The organism is Paenibacillus spongiae (genome assembly GCF_024734895.1).
Lineage (GTDB): Bacteria > Bacillota > Bacilli > Paenibacillales > Paenibacillaceae > Paenibacillus_Z > Paenibacillus_Z spongiae.
The window spans coordinates 6737894-6755547 of sequence record NZ_CP091430.1 but is presented as its reverse complement, the minus strand read 5'-3'; the positions used below and the strand labels follow the sequence as shown (position 1 = coordinate 6755547).

Sequence of the window (17654 nt, the reverse complement as noted above, 5' to 3'; positions counted from 1 at the left end):
TATTACTAAGTGTTACTTTTCCGACTCCAGAACTTTCTTCATCAGCTTATCCGCCTCTTCGAGCACCGGCAGCGGATCCTTCTTGCCCGCCGTCACGTCGATGATGAGCTCCTCCAGCATCTTGGTCGCTTTCGCAGCGTCAGGGCTTGCGAATGCGACGTCGCGAACGCCGGTAGCGAATTGTCCGTTATTATTCTTGACGTATTCCAGAACGGCTCTCGGCGCAGCCTGCAGCTTCGCGAGGTTTGCTTCGTTCTCCGCGAAGTCCTTGCGGATCGGGGAAATTCCGTTCTCGCCGTTAACGGCCTGAACTTCGTTGGTCATTAAGAAGAGCGCAAATTCTTTGGCCCACTTCTTCACGTTATCCGGCTTGTTCTTCCAAATCATCAAGCTGCCGGCGCCGATGCCGTTCTCTACCCAAACCTTGTTTTGCGTGGAGTCTTCGAACGGAATCGCCATGAAGCCCCATTCGAATCCTTCCGGTATGGCATCCTTCATTTCATTCTCAACCCAGTCGCCTGTGGCGGCCAATGCGGCTTTATGTTGAAGCAGCTGCATCTGGGATTGCGTATGATTAAGGGCCGCAGCGCCTTCAACGAAATAGCCTTTCTTGCCCATCTCATACATGCGCGTCCAGAATTCCTTCACTTCAGGCGCGGAATACATGTTGATTCCTTGTCTGAAATCCTTCGTGTACTGCTCGATATTGCCTGCTTTGTCAGCCAGCTCAAACTGTTTGATTAAGAAAGGGAAGTAAATGTATGTCGGGTAGACGCCTGGATACGTTATGGGTGCGATGCCGTCATTCTTGATCGTCTCCATCAAGTCCAGAAATTCTTCGTAGTTCTTTGGATTTTGGTTCCAGCCTTTCTCGTTGAAGAGGGTTTTGTCGAAGAATAATCCAAGAGCGTAGGCGCCCATCGGGATCTGATAGAATTTGCCGTCGATCTTCTGCGCATATTCCATCGTGTTATCCAGAACGGCGTCTTTCAGCTTCAGGCCGGGCGTATCCGGAACTTCGCGCTCCCACAGGTCGCTCATATCTTCGAACAGTCCTGCTTTCTGGGCGATGGTTCCTTCGTCTCCGTTGAAGCTCGGGGAGATGATGTCAAACATATCATCATCGTTTTTGGCAGCCATTTTCGTACTGATTAAGTCACGGATGACAGGGGAGGAGGTAATATCGAAGGATACGTTCGGGTATTTCTCTGTAAATTTCTCAACCGCATGGTCCATCCAGGCACGGCCGTAGCCGTTTTCCCAATAGCCCCACTTGATGGTGACTTTCTCGGTTTTGGAAAGTCCGTTCTCCGGATAAACATCGCCTTCGGCAGCGCTGCCGTTGTTTCCGGTGTTACCCGTGTTTCCAGTGTTGCCTTTGTTCTCTGCAGGCTTATTGTTGTTGCCCCCGCTACAGCCAACAATTACGGTGAAGAGAAATACGATTACGAACATGCCGACCATCAACTTCTTGGATGAATGCTTCATTTTGCTTCCTCCTGGCATCGAGATTTTGACAAGCACACTACTCGAAAAGTGAGAATACAAAACTCTTGATGTTAGAAAAAGTAACAGGTTGCGCTTTCATTTTCTGTTGATATTGAAATACTATAATGAATTCAGTGGTTAGTCAATAATTTTTTCATAAATGAGAAAACATTTCGCATATGTGAATTACATGAGTGTTTACGACCGCTCCATATGGAACGTAGGAAAAGGGGGCGACTCTTTGCTTAGAGGTAACAAGGGGAACGGGCAGACAGCGAGAACCGGGCGGCAAGACTCGGTATGGCGGGGATGCCATTGCATTTTAACGTAATCGTCGTGAGAAGGGGAATAAAGGGGCGGTGCTCAAAAAAGACGGTATCGAAAAATGAAAGACATCGTTCCGCTGGTAAAGTGAAAGCTGATCTTGCTGCCTAAGAAGAAACGGTCGTTCCGTCCTTGAAAGGAGTAATCAAGCTCTTCCCATAGCAGTACCGGAAGGCAGGCAGGCTTGTGCGCCGTAATCCTGTCCGATACCAGCAACCAAAACGATGTCTTTAAGGTTAATTTGAATGACGTTATCTATCATACCGAAGTTTGTGACGGAAGGAAGCTAGCTGCTTAACAAACGTCCCCCTTCTCGTATACTATTCAACGCGCGATTCCAAATCTCCTCCGTCTTGCGGAAATCGGGTATCGAGACGCTGACCGCTGCAATGATGCTGCCTGTCGAATTATAGATTGGAGCCGAAATGCAGCTGATGCCTTCCACGGACTCGCCGCGATTGTAAGCAATACCTTCCTTCCGGATCATTTCAAGCTCCGTCAGCAAACCGGTTACCGTAGTAATCGTTAGATTCGTAAGAGGCTGAAGATCTTCAATCGGATATAACCTGCGTATCATGGTTTCGGTAAGGCCGCTCAACAATATTTTTCCCGAGGCGGAGGCGTACAGCGGCAGCGATTGCGAGAACTGGATGGCAAACCGGCGCGGATCGGGCGGATTCTTCTGCGCGACATAGACGAGATGATCGCCGGCGCGAATGCCCAGCATGATTCCTTCGTTCACTTCCTCGGCGATCCTGCCGCCGATGGTCTCGAATTGGGTCGCCAAATTCGTATTTTTCGCACACATGCTGCTGATTTCAAAAATTTTATAGCCGATGCTGAATTGCTTGCCCGAGCTGTCCGTTTCCAGATATCCGCGGGAAAGCATGTTTTGCAAAAGCTGATGCGTGCTGCTTGGGGGCATATCGAGCAGTCTGGCTATATCCGATAAGCTGTAGGACTCCTTCGCTCCTGTAAACAATTCTAGAATATCCATCACACGATCCGCCGATTTCACCCTCGTTGGTTGCGCTTTCATTCGGCTGAACCTCCCTTCCTTGGATAAAGAAGAACGGCTATAACCTCCGTTCTCCTATTCTTGAGTACAGTTTACAATACAAGGAAATGTAATGTCTAGAATTATAAAATAGAGACCATAAATGTCTAATTATAGTAATTATTACTGGATCTATCTACTCCTATTAGCCGGGGGGAAAGCCTTCCTCTCAATAAGAAATACAAAGATTTCTATATATAAGGCTATGCATGACGAGCGTCAAATCGGTTGCGAAAAGGTAAAAAAGGGACCGAATAAGGCCGGATCAAGGCAGCCTGAAGTTCTACCTTATTAATTAGCGCGAGAGGATAATTAGAGCGATAGAGTTGAGATCAATACCGGAAATGTGCAACTGAGATCCGCGGGGCGGATGTATTCACAGGCGGGCCTTCACTATGAAAAGGATATGATAAAATGGCAGAGAATAATATAGTATTCACGATGGCCAACCCGCAGCCGGAGATCGATATAATGAAAGCGCTTCCTAATGCTCGCGTATTCGCCTGGATCGTGCCGGGACGCCCCGGCGAAGGCGGAGGATCTGTTCGGCGCGCTGCTCTTCTTATGCACGTCCTCTTCCAAACGATCGTCATCGATATCGTTGGAGAGTATGGCAATGCCTGCCGATGCCGAATGGGCATTGTGCAGAGAAGCAATAAAGATTGGATTTTTATAACCTAATAGGAGGTAATCGATCATGTCGACTATTGGCTATTATGATTTTCGGATGCCGGGCGCAGTAAGGTTCGGCGTCAACGCCCTGCAAACCTTGCCGGATGAAATCAGGCAGAGAAAGGCGGCCAAAATTGCGCTCATCAGCGATAAAGGCGTCGAAGGCGCAGGGCTCGTCCAGAAGGTGATCGACCTGCTTCAGCCGCTGTCGATTCCGATGACGGTATTCACGGATATCAAGGGCGAGCCGACCTTTGCTTTGCTGGAAAGCACGGTCCGGAACCTGCAGCGGGAAGGATGCGATCTTGTCGTCGGAATCGGCGGAGGCAGCGCCATGGACGTCGCGAAGACAACGGCTGCGCTGTTGGATAAATCGGATCTGGCCGCTTATCTGAGCGGTTCGGCGGTTATTGAAAGCCGATCCGTGCCTTGCATTCTGCTGCCGACAACGTCGGGTACCGGGGCCGAAGTCACGATGAACGCGATATTCGGCGATGAAGAACAGGAGCTGAAGCGGGGACTGGTCAGCCAGATGCTTCTCCCGGATGTGGCGATTATCGATCCGATGCTGACGGTCACATGCCCGGCGAAGGTTACCGCGGCTTCCGGCGTCGATGCGTTCACGCATGCGATTGAATCGTATGTTGCGGTCCGCGCGACTCCGATGACCCGGATGTATGCCGAGAAGGCCATGAAGCTCTTCCCGCAGCACATTACGCGCGCCGTTCACCATGGCAGCAATCTGGAAGCGCGGATCGGCATGTGCCTGGTCAGCAATCTGGCCGGGATATCGCTGGCGAATGCGGGCGTAGGCGCCGTTCACGCATTGGCATATCCGCTGGGCGGCAAGTATCATATCGAGCACGGTGTGGCGAATGCTCTTCTGATGCCTTACGTATTCGAGGTAACGGGAAGAACGTGCACGGAGCAAATGGTTCACGTGGCGAAATTTCTGCAGCTGGGCGACTTCGAAGAGCAGCCTCACGATGCGCTGGACGCAGTCGTCCGGTATTTGTACCGTCTGCTGGGCGAGCTGGATCTGCCGAGCTCGCTGAAGCAGCTTGGCGTCGACGAAGCGTCGCTGCCGGTGCTGGCCGAGCAGGCTTCCAGGGTTGACCGGCTGCTGTCCAACACGCCGTATAAACTAACGTATGATAAAATATTATCGATCTATAAAAAAGCATACGCAGGTCAATAAACGGTTAAGGAGATCTTTCATATGACGACGAAACAGATGTATATCGGCGGACAGTGGGTAGAAGGCAAGCGGCATTACGAGCTTCGCTCTCCTTACAGCGGAGTATCGATTGCCAGAATTCCACTGGCGGACGAGGATGACGTGGAGGCGGCATTGTCCAGCGCCGCGCAAGCAGCCCGCACGATGCGGGGGCTTACGTCGCTGCAGCGTTCCACCATTCTGGAGAAGGTGTCCCAGCTCTTTCAAGAGCGATTGGAAGATTGCGCGCGCATATTGGCCGATGAGGCTGCCAAGCCGTTGAAGGCGGCCAGAGCGGAAATCGCGCGGACGATTGAAACCTATAAATTCGCTGCCGAGGAAGCCAAGCGTATTCACGGGGAGACGGTCCCGCTGGATGCGGCCAAGTCCGGGGCGGGGCGATTCGGCTATACGAAGCGGGAGCCGCTCGGGGTGATCGCGGCAATTACGCCATTCAACTTCCCGTTCAATCTGACCGCCCACAAATTGGGGCCGGCCTTCGCGGCAGGCAATGCGGTCGTGCTGAAGCCGGCTTCTCAGACTCCTCTGAGCGCGATGATGACCGCGAAGCTGTTCGAAGAAGCGGGCTTGCCGGCAGGCGCGCTTAACGTGGTTACGGGCAGCGGCGGCGTAATCGGCGATCTTCTGGTCAAGGATTCCCGCGTCAAAATGATTACGTTCACCGGCAGCGCGGAAGTCGGCCTCGGCATTAAGGAGAAAGCCGGTTTGAAGCGCGTTACGCTTGAGCTGGGCTCGAACTCGGCCGTCATCGTGGACAGCGCCGAGGAACTGGCGCCGGTAGCCGCGCGCTGCGTGGAAGGCTCCTTCAATTTTGCCGGCCAGGTTTGCATCTCGGTCCAACGCGTTTATGTCCAGCGGCAATTGTTCGATGAATTCCTCCGTCTCATGAAGGAGAAGGCTGCCGCGCTTGTATCCGGCGATCCTCATTCCGAGGAGACGGATATCTCGGCCCTGATTCACGAGCGCGAAGCGGAGCGCATCGAGCGTTGGGTAACGGAAGCGGCGCAAGCGGGAGCGGAGATCGCATGCGGCGGCAAGCGGGAGGGCGGCTTCTTCCATCCGACCATTATCGCGGGTGGGGATCCTAAGCTGACGGTTTCCTGCAGCGAAGCCTTCGGCCCGATCGTCAACGTGAATGCGTACGACACGTGGGACGAAGCGATCGAGCTCGTCAACGATTCCGACTACGGCTTGCAGGCTGGCGTTTATACGACTTCTATCAAGAAGGCGTTCGACGCCATTGAGCGGCTTGAAGTGGGCGGCGTTATTATCAACGACATTCCTTCCTTCCGTGTCGATCAAATGCCGTACGGCGGCGTCAAGAACAGCGGAATCGGCAAGGAAGGCATTAAGTATTCGACCGAGGAAATGTCCGAAATCAAATTCGTTTCCTTCCAGCTGTAAGCGGATTGCAAGAGTAACCATTCAATTCCAGAATCCCTCGGAACAGCGACCGCGGCAATGATGCAGCATGGCTTCTTATCGCGGCACGGCCCGAGCCTTCATGAAGAGGATTGTGGGCGGGATTGGAAGTATCAGGCGATGATGCCACGATGGTATAAAAAGACGGCTAGTTTCTGCCTATCTTTCTCCGTCAGGTACCAGTAAAGTGGGTGTAATGGCAGACATGTAAGTCTGCCGCGAATGGACCAGGAAGGGGAAGATGAAGGAATGAAACTGGGGATTATCGCTTCACCCGAAGCGGCAAGCTTTCATCAGGCACAAGCCAAAGGGCTGGAATTTTTGGAGTTCTGCATTAACGTCGGCAGCGACATGGAGGCGTTCCTGTCGAGCATACCAGGGTTGAAACAAGCAAGCGAGGAGACCGGCGTGAAGGTGGCCTCGATCGGAAGATGGGGTTCGGACCGGATTAGCGCAGAGGGGATCGTAGAAGAAGAGCTGCAGACCTCTTATCGTCTCATCGACACGGCGGCGGAGCTGGGATGCTCGAATTTCGTATGCGGAGTCAATTATATCGAAGAGCTGTCCTTTTATGCGAACGCTTCGTTCGCCATTGATTATTTTCGGAAGCTGATTGAATACGGAGCGCCTAAAGGGGTTCAAATTTCGGCTTACAACTGTTCGTGGAATAACTTCGTCGACAATGAATTGGCCTGGAAGGTCATCCATGGTCATCTGCCGGAGCTTGGGATCAAATTCGATCCGTCCCACTCGCGCTATGCCGGCCGCGATTACTTGAAGGAAGCGCGTGACTGGGGGAGCCGCTTCCGTCACATTCACATCAAGGGCTCGGTCATCATCGACGGCCAGAGATTCGACGATCCGCCGGCTGGAATGGACCAGACGGATTGGGGAACGTTCATGGCTGTTCTGTACGGCCATGGTTATTCCGGCGGACTCAGCATCGAGCCGCATTCGCACAATTGGCACGGAGAGCTGGGCGATAAAGGCGTACAGTTTACGATCGATTATATGACAAGGTTTCTGTTCTAAATTTCATACGTTCATTCGAGATCGTAAAGTCTCGGCAAGTTAGATATAGAAGCTCTTAACGGCGTATTGGGATGATGCCGTTAAGAGCTTCTTTTTGTTATAGTACCCCATGAAGACAGCGGAAATTAAATTCAGGTTCGAGAAATATTGCGATCTGAAAAAGATCGTGGTAGAATAAGTCCATTCCATGAATTGACCAAATGAACAAAACGGTCATTAAGTTTTAAGGGAGTGGTGAAATGGCAGTTGACCGGCGTGAGCTTATTGTAGAAGCGGCGTCGAAATCATTCGCTTTATTCGGATACAAGGCCACCACGATGGAGCAGGTAGCGAAGATCGCCAATGTGGGCAAAGGAACGATCTATACCTTTTTCGCGAACAAGGAAGAGCTGTTTCAGGAAATCATGAACCTTCTCATTCAAGAATTGAAGGTGATTGCGGATGCGGCCGTCGATCCGAAACGCCGGTTCTTCGACAATATGAGTCTGGTGCTGGAGCGGCTGATGGATTTCCAGGAAGAGCACGAGCTGGCTATGAAGCTCTCCCAGGAGGTAAGGGAAATCAGCACGCAGATGGCGCATGAGGGCATCCAGCAAATCGAGAATGCGATTGTGAGCTATATCCGGCGGCAGGTCGAGCAGGCGATGGAGAAAGACGAAATTAAACCCTGCAATCCGGAGCTGACCGCATTCGTGATGCTGAAGCTGTTCGTGGCGTTAACGGCAGATTGGAAGAAGTCGCATGAACCGCTGGACAAAAGTCAGGTTGCCCAGCTGCTGCGTCTCTACTTAGAGGATGGACTGGCTTCGTAAAGACAAGAAGCTATTTTTTTACAATCTCGATTGACCAAATGACCTGAATGGTCATTAAGTAAACAGGAGTGGGTGTAACCAAATGAAAAAAAGTGTCAAGCAATTCCGCAGCGAGCTATCGGCTATCGTAAGCAACCGCAAGGTGCTGATCCCGGTGATCGGCGTCTTGTTGATTCCGGTTCTGTACTCGGCGATGTTTCTAGCCGCGTTCTGGGATCCGTACGATCGGCTGGAGGATCTGCCGGTAGCCGTCGTGAATGCGGATAAAGGAACCGAGTTCAATGGAACGTCCTTGCATATCGGCAATGATTTTGTGGAAGAGTTAAAAGAAAATCCCCAGTTCAAATGGAACTTCGTGTCCAAGGAAGAAGCCAAGGCTGGGATGGCGGACAATACGTACTATATGACAATCGAAATACCTGAGGATTTCTCGGAGAAAACGACGACCTTGACATCCGATGCACCGTCCTCGGCCAAATTCACGTTTATTCCGAACGAAGGCTTCAACTTCCTGGCCTCCCAGATCGGGAATTCGGCCGTGGAAACGATGAAAGCCTCCCTGAACAAAGAAATAACGGAGGTTTACGCAAGAACCGTATTCGAACAGATGGAGCAGCTGGCCGATGGCATCGGGCAGGCGAGCGACGGTGCAGGCAAGCTCGCCGACGGCACGACCAAGGCGAAGGATGGCGTTGTTCTAATCGAGCAGAACCTCAAACAAATGGTTGCCGGGTCCCTGTCGTTGAAGGAAGGGGTCGTCAAGCTGGAGACAGGCGGTGCCAAGCTTGATCAGGCGACGGCCAAGCTGAGCGGCGGCGCAAGCGAGCTGGCCAGCGGGTTAAGCCAGCTGCAAGCCGCCCAGCAGAAGCTGGCCTCGGGTGCGGTGACGCTCGGCGATGGCGCCGAATCCTTGCGCGCGGGTTCTCAGAAGTTAAGCGACGGCTTGTCGCAGCTGTCCACAGGAAGCGGGACGCTGGTAAGCAGTTCGAATTCGGCGGAGGAAGCCGCCAAGAAGCTGGATGCCGGCCTTAAGCAATCGAAGGATGGAGCCGCGAAGCTGGAGCAGAGCGCCGCGCAGCTGGCCAAGGGGCTTGAGCAGCTGGCGCAATCGAACGCGCAGCTTGCCGGGGACGAGAGCTTTCAGAAGCTGCTGGCCGGGAGCAAGCAGCTGGCGGAGGGCCTGACCGGCTCCAAGACCGCGCAGGAGCAATTAAGCACGGGCGCGAAACAGCTGCACGAGGGTCTCGGCAAATTGAGTGCCGGAATGACATCCGTCGATGGCAAGCTGAAGGAGGCTGCTGCCGGCGGAGATCAGCTAGCTGCCGGCGGTCAGCAGGTAGCCGCAGGTGCCAAGCAGCTGACGGGCGGCATGAACCAATTTGGCGGCAAGCTTGCCGAAGCGGCGAAAGGCGGAAGCGAACTGGCCGCTGGCGCGAAGCAGCTATCGGGCGGTGCTGTCGAGCTGCACGAGGGGCTTAATCTCTTGAAGGATAATGTGACTCCTTTCGTGGACGGCTCGAAGAAATTGCAGGACGGCGCCCAGCAGGTAAGCACAGGATTACTCCAGCTCGACGATGGTTCGCATGAGCTGTCCGGCAAGCTCAGTGACGCTTCCACCAAGACATCGGAGCTGCATGCAACGGATTCCATGTACGATATGTTTGCAGGTCCAGTACAATCCGATGTGGAGCGGGTGAATGAGGTACCGAACTATGGAACAGGCTTCACACCGTATTTCTTGTCACTTGGCCTATATGTCGGGGCGCTGCTCCTGACCATCGTCTATTCGGTCAAGGAACCGGCGATTCGCCCGACAAGCGGTCTGAGCTGGTACTGGAGCAAGGCGTTAACGCTGATTGCAGCCGGTACGATTCAAGCGCTCATTGCGGATGCGGTCATTCTGATGCTGTTGGATCTGCATGTGACGAGCGTACCGTTGTTTATCCTATTCTCGATTATGACAAGCATAACGTTCATGATGCTGGTTCAGCTGCTCGTGACGACGCTGCAGAACCCGGGCCGATTCATTGCGATCGTCATATTGATCTTCCAATTGACCAGCTCGGCTGGCACATTCCCGCTGGAGCTAATCCCGAACTGGCTGCAGAAGGTAACGCCTTGGCTGCCGATGACCTACTCGGTTGCGGGATTCAAGGATGTCATTTCAAGCGGGGATTATCAATCCATGTGGACCAATGCCGCGATATTAGGGGCGTTCACTGTCCTGTTTATGGCAATCACGATCGCATACTTCGTATCGCATTACCGTAAGACCAAATCGCAGCGAACAGAAGCTGCCACTGCATAACTTTCGTGGCAGTGCGCGCTGGCAATTGAATGATTCATTAATAAAGGTATTGGCTTTTTAGCCAATACCTTTACTTTTTTAAATTTAAGCTAAATGAATACAAATCAATGATCTCTTATAGCTTCGATAATTTTTCTTTTCGTCTCTGCCAGCTTCGCTTCGTCTTCTATGCGGTCCTCTCCATCTTCTGTGTAGAAATCCGCAAAATTTTGTCCCTCATATCTTGGAACAATATGCATATGAAAATGAGTGAGATCATCAAAAATCCCGCCGTTTTGACAAACGGTAATACCATCGGGATCAAACGCTCTTTTTACTGCTTTTGATAGTATCATAGCTGCTTTAATTAATGAATTTGCCGTATTTTCATCAAGTTCGTCAAAGTACCTCATATGGTTTTTAGGCAATATCAAGACATGTCCTTCATTATAGGGGTTATGGTCCAAGAAGCAGCAGACATAATCATCTTCGAATACGACATGAACCGGTGCTCTTTGATTGGCTAAATTACAACCTAAACAATACATGTAGGCTCTCTCCCTTATCAGCTCGGCTTAGATATAATATTACACCAAATTTTAGAAACAAACCTATCTAAGTGATATCTTTGATGTGCCGGGCCGAAGAGCTGGGGTTCGTTTCTTCCCCTCCGCAGACGCGTAAGGTAAGCAAATTCAAAATCCCAATCATAGGCTGTATCTGTACGAAAGGCTTTCATTTGTACGTTGGAGATATCGAGCTGCCGAAAGGCCCGGGCTCGGCGTCGATATTGATGAGGAAGCGCTGGAAGGGCACAATCCTATGCTGGGGTTCAATAAACGCCATAACTGAGAAGCTTACGTTTGAAGCGCCCTCTTTATTTTTTGACCAGATCATGCTGGACAGGCATGGGAAACTATCATATGGTATAGCGGTACGTTTGTTCACAGCAGGGCAGAGGGAAAAGCTTCGTTATGAAGGGGTCAGACATTCATGAAGGAGGTGCCGCACGATGCTTGTGGGAGCTTATCAATTACAAAGTCCGAGAAAAAGAGAATGCGAGGATGCTTACAGCATTGACCGGGAGATGAAGCTCTTCAGCGTGATGGATGGCGTAACGCCGGTATGTAAATATCGGAGCAGCGAAGGCCATAATGCCGCTTATTTAGCGGCACAGCATTTCAAAGCTTGCTTCGAAGCGGCTGCCGATTCACCCGATGAAGGACATGATTTGAAGGAACTGGTCTTGGCTGCTAATGCAGGGTTATGGGACCTCATGGTCGAAGCAGGCGTTAATATGACTCGCAGATATGAATACTGGGCCACCTGCGTCGTCGCCGTTTGGATCAAGGGGAACATCATCCAATATGCCCAATTGGGCGACAGTATGATTGTTGCTGAATACAAGGACGGACGTATCGAGGCGCTGACGCATGATTCCGTGAAGGGCATCCAGGAGAGAGCGGTGCGCTACCGTCAAACGCTGCGCGGTCAGCAAGTCGAGCTGCCCGAGGAGGAAGAGTTCCTCAAGGATCCGCTTCTAACCCAGTTCGTACGCAGCATGACCAACACCCCCGAAGGCTATTCGGTAGCGAACGGAATGGAGGAGGCGGCCGACTATATCCAATATGGCGAAGTGGACCGGTCCGAGCTTCAAGGTCTGCTGCTGCATTCGGACGGCTTGTATCGACCGGGAGTTACGGCCGAGCAGGTTTATCGGCAGGTAAGCGAGCAAGGGTTGCAAGCCTACATCGATCAATTACTCGAAGAAGAAATTCGGGAAGGCCGTTATCAGGATGACAAGACAGGTCTTTTGCTGCGTTTCTAGAAGCGATGCCAATATACTAAGAAGCGTTCGCCTCATGGCCGGTCGATTGGACGGGGCATGTGCGCGAGTAGTGAGGCTTCTTCCGCAATCGGCGAATGCCTCATGCGGAGGGGCCTCTCTGCGCATGAGCGCCTAGGAGGACAAGAGAAGGGGATGTACACGGTATCGGATATAAGCAGCGATGCGATTCATCGTCATTACATCCAAATATTTATGCAGAATGTAGGATGTAGAGGGAGAAATGGGAAGGGTATCGAAATAGAGATCAGTCGATTCAAATATTGAATAGTTGTTAGTCGTGCTTCTATGCTGTATCAGTCGAGACAATTAACTAACAGGCACGCTTCATAGACAGAATGTTCTAAAGATCCCGACCCCGCTCCCGATCTCGCTCCCGACCTCGCTCCCGCGCCCGACCTCGCTACCGCGCCCGACCTCGCTCCAGATCTCGCTCCCGCTCCCGCGCGCGACCTCGCTCCCGATCCCGCGCCCGACCTCGCTCCAGATCTCGCTCCCGATCTCTGCTATCACCGGATTTCTTGGCATGCTGTTGTTTCCTATCGTGATCGATGCAGATGCAGAGGGTGTTGTACAACTTACAACATTACATCATCATTCAGCCTCTTTAAGCTGTATTGTTGTACTTTGTGCAACATTACATCATCATAACAGCCCCATTTAGCCGTATTGTTGTACTTTGTACAACAACACGGACGCGAAATCACGAATTAGCCGATCTTTGGGAAGAATTCGTGTAGAATATACAACAATATCCGTATAATCAGGGATTATGCCCGTCCAGAGTTGTATAACATACACAATTACGAAGATAGAATGACCTACAGCTTCACATCCTTCCGGCTCATTACCAGAAGCTTCGGTCTGACGACGACCTTGCTTTCAGGTGATCAATAGCCTAGTCGCACCCGTTCCTGAAAGGGGTACCTTTGCTGGAGCTGATCGGCTGCCAGCGCATCTCAGGCATCATTCTTCCAGCTCTGCAACAAGAAAGCTTTTATAAGAAAAATGAACTAAAGCGGGGGCAGCTTGAATGATTCTGTAGAAACGTCAGCGCTCACCTTTGTTTCCAGATTACCTTGCCGCAATGGTCCAAGGAATCTGGAAACAACAGCGATCGTAAGAACATGCAGTTTCAAGTTAAACAAAAGGAGCGTGCTGCTTGTTAGTGAGATGCTGCGTAACGTTCCGATTCGGCGGAGGGATCCAGCTTCTCCTTGCTCATGAGGAATGCCGCTGCCAGCGCTAATCCGGCAGGGATGAGCCCCCAGGCAAACGTATTGACGATAGAGGACGAGAGCCCTTCCGCAATGGTGCCAAGCGCCTCTCCGGGAATTTGAGTCCGGGCTGCCGGATCCATCAGCATATGCGGGTCGCTGAAGTCGACGCCCTGGGGCAAGGCGGCCTGATCGCCGCCGGTGAAGGCTTCACTCAAGTTCCTGGATAGGGAATGGCTCTGGATGATACCGAATATGGTTATGCCGAGCGTCATGCCGAAGGAGCGGAGGAAGGTAAGCGTCGAGCTCGCCGCTCCCCGCTGTGTGATCGGGAAGCCATGAATGGCCGCATTGCTGAGCACCGAGAAGGAGGCGCCGATTCCAAGGCCGATCATAATCATATAGGCCGTCACGATTAATCTTGACGAATCCGCAGACAATGTGGTCAGAAGGGCAAGGCCTCCCAGCAGAAGAATCAGCGGCGGAATGAGAATGGTCCGGTATGGCAGCTTGTTCATCAAGGCGCCGCCTCCGGTTGCCGTCACAACAGAGCCCAGCATCATCGGCAGCAGCACGAGTCCCGAGTTGGTCGCGGAGCCGCCGAGCACGCCTTGGATGAAAATCGGGATGTATACTGAAGCCGTAATGAACGCCGCGCCGCTTAGCATCGCAAGCGCGTTGCTTGTCGCGAAGAGGCGTCTGCGGAACATGGAAAAGTCGATAATCGGCTCCTCGGCACGCTTCTCGGCGAATAGAAACAGCGCGGTGAATAGAACGAATCCTCCGAACAGGCTCCATATCTGCGCCGAATTCCACGCATACTGCTTGCCTCCCAGTTCCATCGCGAAGATGAAGCAGACGATCGCGCCCACGAGCGAGCCGGCTCCCCACCAATCGATCCGCTGCTTCGAATGCTCGAGCGATTCCTTGTAGAATAGCGTAATCATGAGGAGAGACAGCATTCCGAGCGGAAGGTTGATATAGAAGATCCACTGCCAGGCGATATGGTCGGTAATGTAGGCGCCGAGCAGCGGGCCGAATATGCTAGACATCCCGAATACAGCCCCGAACAATCCTCCGAGCTTTCCCCTCTGTTCCAACGGAACGACATCGAACATGATGGTGAACGTAATCGGTATTAATGCGCCTGCACCGATGCCTTGAATAGCGCGGAAGACGCTGAGCTGAATGATGGATTCCGCCGTCCCGCATAGAACGGAACCGATCATAAACACAATGATCCCGAAGATGAAGAACCGTTTCCGTCCGTACATATCCGACAATTTACCGAAGATCGGCATGCCGGCCATTTCCGCGACCATGTAGGCGGAGGTGACCCAGATGAATTTGTCGAGCCCGCCCAGCTCGCCGATGATGGTTCCCATGGCCGTAGCCATGATCGTATTGTCCATCGAGGCCATCAAGATGGCTAGAAGAAGTCCGGCGATTACGACGCCGATTTTGTTTTGCGGTGTGGTCATGAATGGGATTCCTCTCTTATTTGAATTCAGAAGATCGTAGTTGTCTTCTTTATGGTTTTGATTATAAAGAGCTAACACTGACATCAGTCTGTCAGTGTTTTTTATGCAGCTTCAGAATCTTTTTCACATTGCCTTCAAGTTAGGGGGAAGAATGCTTAGCAGCATAAGAACGCTCTAATATGCGGCGGACGCAAATACAGCGGTAGCTTGGTCGGAAGGTTAAGTGCGGGTGCTTCTCGTTGGGCGGTGCTATACTGTACGACAGCAAGGATATGAAATTGGCGATGGATACATTTTAAAAAGAAGGTGAGAGGATTCTGGCCCATTCAGTGGAAATAAAGTAGGGAGGCATGACGAATATGCGGCACCGCTTGGCGGAGGCTGCTTGAAGGAGTGGGTGAATGTGATAGAACGTATTCATGATACGAGCGACATCGTCATCAGCGGCCATCGAGGATATAAATCCGCTTATCCGGAAAACACGCTGCTTGCTTTCAAGGAGGCGTTGGAGCTGGGAGTGGACATGCTCGAATTTGATCTTCGGTTTTCCAAGGATCGCGTTATTATGGTGATTCATGATGAAACCGTGGATCGTACAACGAACGGTTCCGGCCTTGTGAGCGATTATTCGCTCGCGGAGCTGAAGCAGTTGGATGCTGGAGGGTGGTTCGGCAAACCATTCGAAGGGCTGCGGATTCCTACCTTCGAGGAACTCTGCGAGCTGCTTCAACCATATCCGGAAGTGCTGCTGAACGTTGAAGTCAAGAGCGGCAGCCAGGCCAAAGAGGTCGCGGATGCGGCCGTTGCCATGCTTAGCGAGTACGGCTTATTGCCCCGCTGCGTATTTACCTGCTTCGATGCCGATGTTTTGGCGCATTTCCACGATGTTCATCAGGTCCGAACGCAGGGCTTCCCTGGGGAGGTTATGTCGAACTTCATTCCCGGAGACGAAGGAACCTACTCCAAAATGTGGGCGGTGGCTTTTCATATGGCCGGCATGACGCCGAAAGCGGTTGAGGAATTCCGCAGCCGTGGGCTGCAGGTATGGTGCTATTGTCCAGACAATGAACAGCAGGTCCATTATGCGCTCGGGTGCGGTGTCACAGTGATGACCTGCAATGACCCGGTGCCGGCAATGGCATTAAGACGCCGAATTCACTCGATTTGAAAGACGGTAACCGCAATGCGAGCGCCTTCGCATTGCGGTTTTTTTTGCGTCGAAGCCGCTGTAAAACCGAAAAAAGGCGTTACAGCGTGCCCGCGCCGGCCGCCCGAGTTCTGTAACGCCGTTTTAAGGCGTTACAGAGAGGGGAGCCTGTAGGCGGAGTCGGCTGGAAGACGCTGTAAAGCCGAAAAAGGGCGTTACAGCGTGCCCGCGCCGGCCGCCCGAGTTCTGTAACGCCGTTTTAAGGCGTTACAGAGAGGGAGCCTGTAGGCGGAGTCGGCTGTCAGCCGCTGTAAGGCCGAAAAAGGGCGTTACAGCGTGCCCGCGCTGGTGCCCGAGGACTGTAACGCCGTTTTAAGGCGTTACAGCGTGCCTGCGCCGGCAGCCGCCGAACGCCTAAGTTCGCAAGGCGTGTAACTCCGGTGCTCGAATCCCTTAATATCGCCAAGCCGTATCGGAAGCGGATTTGTTGATCGGAGCGATATTGATTCCGGGGACAAAAGCGCCGAGATTGGTGACGGAGGACATGCGCAGCCTGTCGGCGGACAGATCGACGATCGTAACCTCTGCCCCCATGCCAAGCGCCATCTTCGCCGCATTGGTACCGACGCCGCCGCTATCAGCGTTTGAATGTACGGGCCGAAGATATCGTCCAGCGGGCATCATTTGAAGGATATGAATTATTTATTATCGCTATATTTGGACCTGCTTATCGAAGAGAATGATTTGATGAATCAAATTGTGGAATGACGGATGCTTATCGAGAGCTGAACAGCAATGGGCCTGTGGTAATCGGAATCGGCAGCCCAATCAGGTGTTGAGGGTGACTGCCGTTCTTCGGTGGGGCTTCGTACATGCTGTATAGAGAGGGGATTCTTATCCCGCTTGACTTGTTAAACTGCAACCAATTGAGTTACACTTATCTGTGCCTGCTTTAGGCTGAAGGACTGGTTCAAGGAGATGATGGAATGAAAATAGAAGTTTGGTCTGATTACTTATGCCCCTTCTGTTATATCGGGAAACGCAAGTTCGAGAATGCGTTAGCGCAGTTCCCGCACAAAGACAAGGTGGAGGTTATCTACCGCAGCTTCGAGCTGGGGCCTGATTCGCCAAAGGATCCTGGGGTATCCATGGATCAAATTCTGGCGTCAAAATATGGGATGAGTCTCGAACAAGCCAAAGCGGCTAACGATAATGTAGCTTCACAAGCGCAAACGGCGGGCTTGACGTACCACTTTGATACGATGATTCCTACGAACTCCTTCGACGCTCATCGTCTGACCCATTATGCGGCTCAGCAGGGGAAGGCGCCTGAGATGCTGGAGCGTCTGTTCCGAGCCTACTTTACCGATTCGCTGCACATTGGCGACCGGGAAACCTTGGCACGGCTGGCGGGGGAGATAGGATTGGACCGGAATGAAGCGGCCGCGATGCTGGAGAGCGGACAGTATGCGCAGGAAGTAAGAGCCGATGAGCAGGAAGGCAGCCGGCTTGGCATCAAGGGCGTCCCTTTCTTCGTCATTGACCGTAAGTATGGCGTGTCCGGCGCACAGCCGAGCGAGGTTTTTCTGGAAGCACTGCAGAAGGCGTGGAACGAAGATCATCAGTAATACC

Annotated in this window: 13 protein-coding genes and 1 pseudogene; 9 read left to right on the top strand and 5 right to left on the bottom strand. The window is 52.3% G+C overall.

The window, feature by feature from the left end:
- Positions 1-12: 12 nt before the first annotated feature.
- Complete coding sequence (locus tag L1F29_RS30330) at positions 13-1488, bottom strand: ABC transporter substrate-binding protein (RefSeq protein ID WP_258385733.1); 1476 nt, start codon at positions 1486-1488, stop codon at positions 13-15.
- Between the two features lie 610 nt (positions 1489-2098).
- Positions 2099-2851, bottom strand: coding sequence for an IclR family transcriptional regulator (locus tag L1F29_RS30325; RefSeq protein WP_258385732.1), 753 nt, complete (start codon positions 2849-2851; stop codon positions 2099-2101).
- A 432-nt stretch (positions 2852-3283) separates the two neighbouring features.
- Between L1F29_RS30325 and L1F29_RS30320 the strand changes: the two genes are divergently transcribed.
- The 6 genes from L1F29_RS30320 (at position 3284) to L1F29_RS30295 (ending at position 10352) form a co-directional block, all read left to right on the top strand.
- Positions 3284-3550, top strand: coding sequence for a hypothetical protein (locus L1F29_RS30320; RefSeq protein WP_258385731.1), 267 nt, complete (start codon positions 3284-3286; stop codon positions 3548-3550).
- A gap of 16 nt (positions 3551-3566) precedes the next feature.
- Positions 3567-4739: an iron-containing alcohol dehydrogenase gene (locus L1F29_RS30315; RefSeq protein ID WP_258385730.1), complete on the top strand. Its 1173-nt coding sequence runs from the start codon at positions 3567-3569 to the stop codon at positions 4737-4739.
- Between the two features lie 21 nt (positions 4740-4760).
- Positions 4761-6182: an aldehyde dehydrogenase family protein gene (locus tag L1F29_RS30310; protein ID WP_258385729.1), complete on the top strand. Its 1422-nt coding sequence runs from the start codon at positions 4761-4763 to the stop codon at positions 6180-6182.
- Between the two features lie 267 nt (positions 6183-6449).
- A complete protein-coding gene (locus L1F29_RS30305; RefSeq protein ID WP_258385728.1) occupies positions 6450-7232 on the top strand; it encodes a sugar phosphate isomerase/epimerase family protein in 783 nt (260 codons plus the stop codon).
- Between the two features lie 239 nt (positions 7233-7471).
- On the top strand, positions 7472-8044 hold the full coding sequence (locus L1F29_RS30300; RefSeq protein ID WP_258385727.1) for a TetR/AcrR family transcriptional regulator: 573 nt from the start codon (positions 7472-7474) through the stop codon (positions 8042-8044).
- 82 nt (positions 8045-8126) lie between these two features.
- Positions 8127-10352, top strand: coding sequence for a YhgE/Pip domain-containing protein (locus L1F29_RS30295; RefSeq protein ID WP_258385726.1), 2226 nt, complete (start codon positions 8127-8129; stop codon positions 10350-10352).
- A gap of 104 nt (positions 10353-10456) precedes the next feature.
- Here the strand turns inward: L1F29_RS30295 and L1F29_RS30290 are convergent, their stop codons facing one another.
- On the bottom strand, positions 10457-10879 hold the full coding sequence (locus tag L1F29_RS30290; protein WP_258385725.1) for an HIT family protein: 423 nt from the start codon (positions 10877-10879) through the stop codon (positions 10457-10459).
- A 464-nt stretch (positions 10880-11343) separates the two neighbouring features.
- Here L1F29_RS30290 and L1F29_RS30285 point away from each other — a divergent pair, with 464 nt between their 5' ends.
- The gene (locus tag L1F29_RS30285; RefSeq protein WP_258385724.1) at positions 11344-12159 is read left to right on the top strand and encodes a protein phosphatase 2C domain-containing protein; all 816 of its coding nucleotides are present in this window, start codon (positions 11344-11346) and stop codon (positions 12157-12159) included.
- 1183 nt (positions 12160-13342) lie between these two features.
- Here L1F29_RS30285 and L1F29_RS30280 read toward each other — a convergent pair.
- The gene (locus L1F29_RS30280) at positions 13343-14875 is read right to left on the bottom strand and encodes an MDR family MFS transporter (protein ID WP_258385723.1); all 1533 of its coding nucleotides are present in this window, start codon (positions 14873-14875) and stop codon (positions 13343-13345) included.
- A gap of 403 nt (positions 14876-15278) precedes the next feature.
- Between L1F29_RS30280 and L1F29_RS30275 the strand changes: the two genes are divergently transcribed.
- Positions 15279-16043, top strand: coding sequence for a glycerophosphodiester phosphodiesterase family protein (locus L1F29_RS30275; RefSeq protein WP_258385722.1), 765 nt, complete (start codon positions 15279-15281; stop codon positions 16041-16043).
- Positions 16044-16568: 525 nt separating this feature from the next.
- Here L1F29_RS30275 and L1F29_RS30270 read toward each other — a convergent pair.
- Positions 16569-16655, bottom strand: a pseudogene (locus L1F29_RS30270) (hypothetical protein); the annotation flags it as partial.
- A 353-nt stretch (positions 16656-17008) separates the two neighbouring features.
- On the opposite strand from L1F29_RS30270, the gene L1F29_RS30265 reads away from it, so the two are divergent.
- A complete protein-coding gene (locus tag L1F29_RS30265) occupies positions 17009-17650 on the top strand; it encodes a DsbA family oxidoreductase (RefSeq protein ID WP_258385721.1) in 642 nt (213 codons plus the stop codon).
- The last annotated feature ends 4 nt before the right edge of the window (positions 17651-17654 follow it).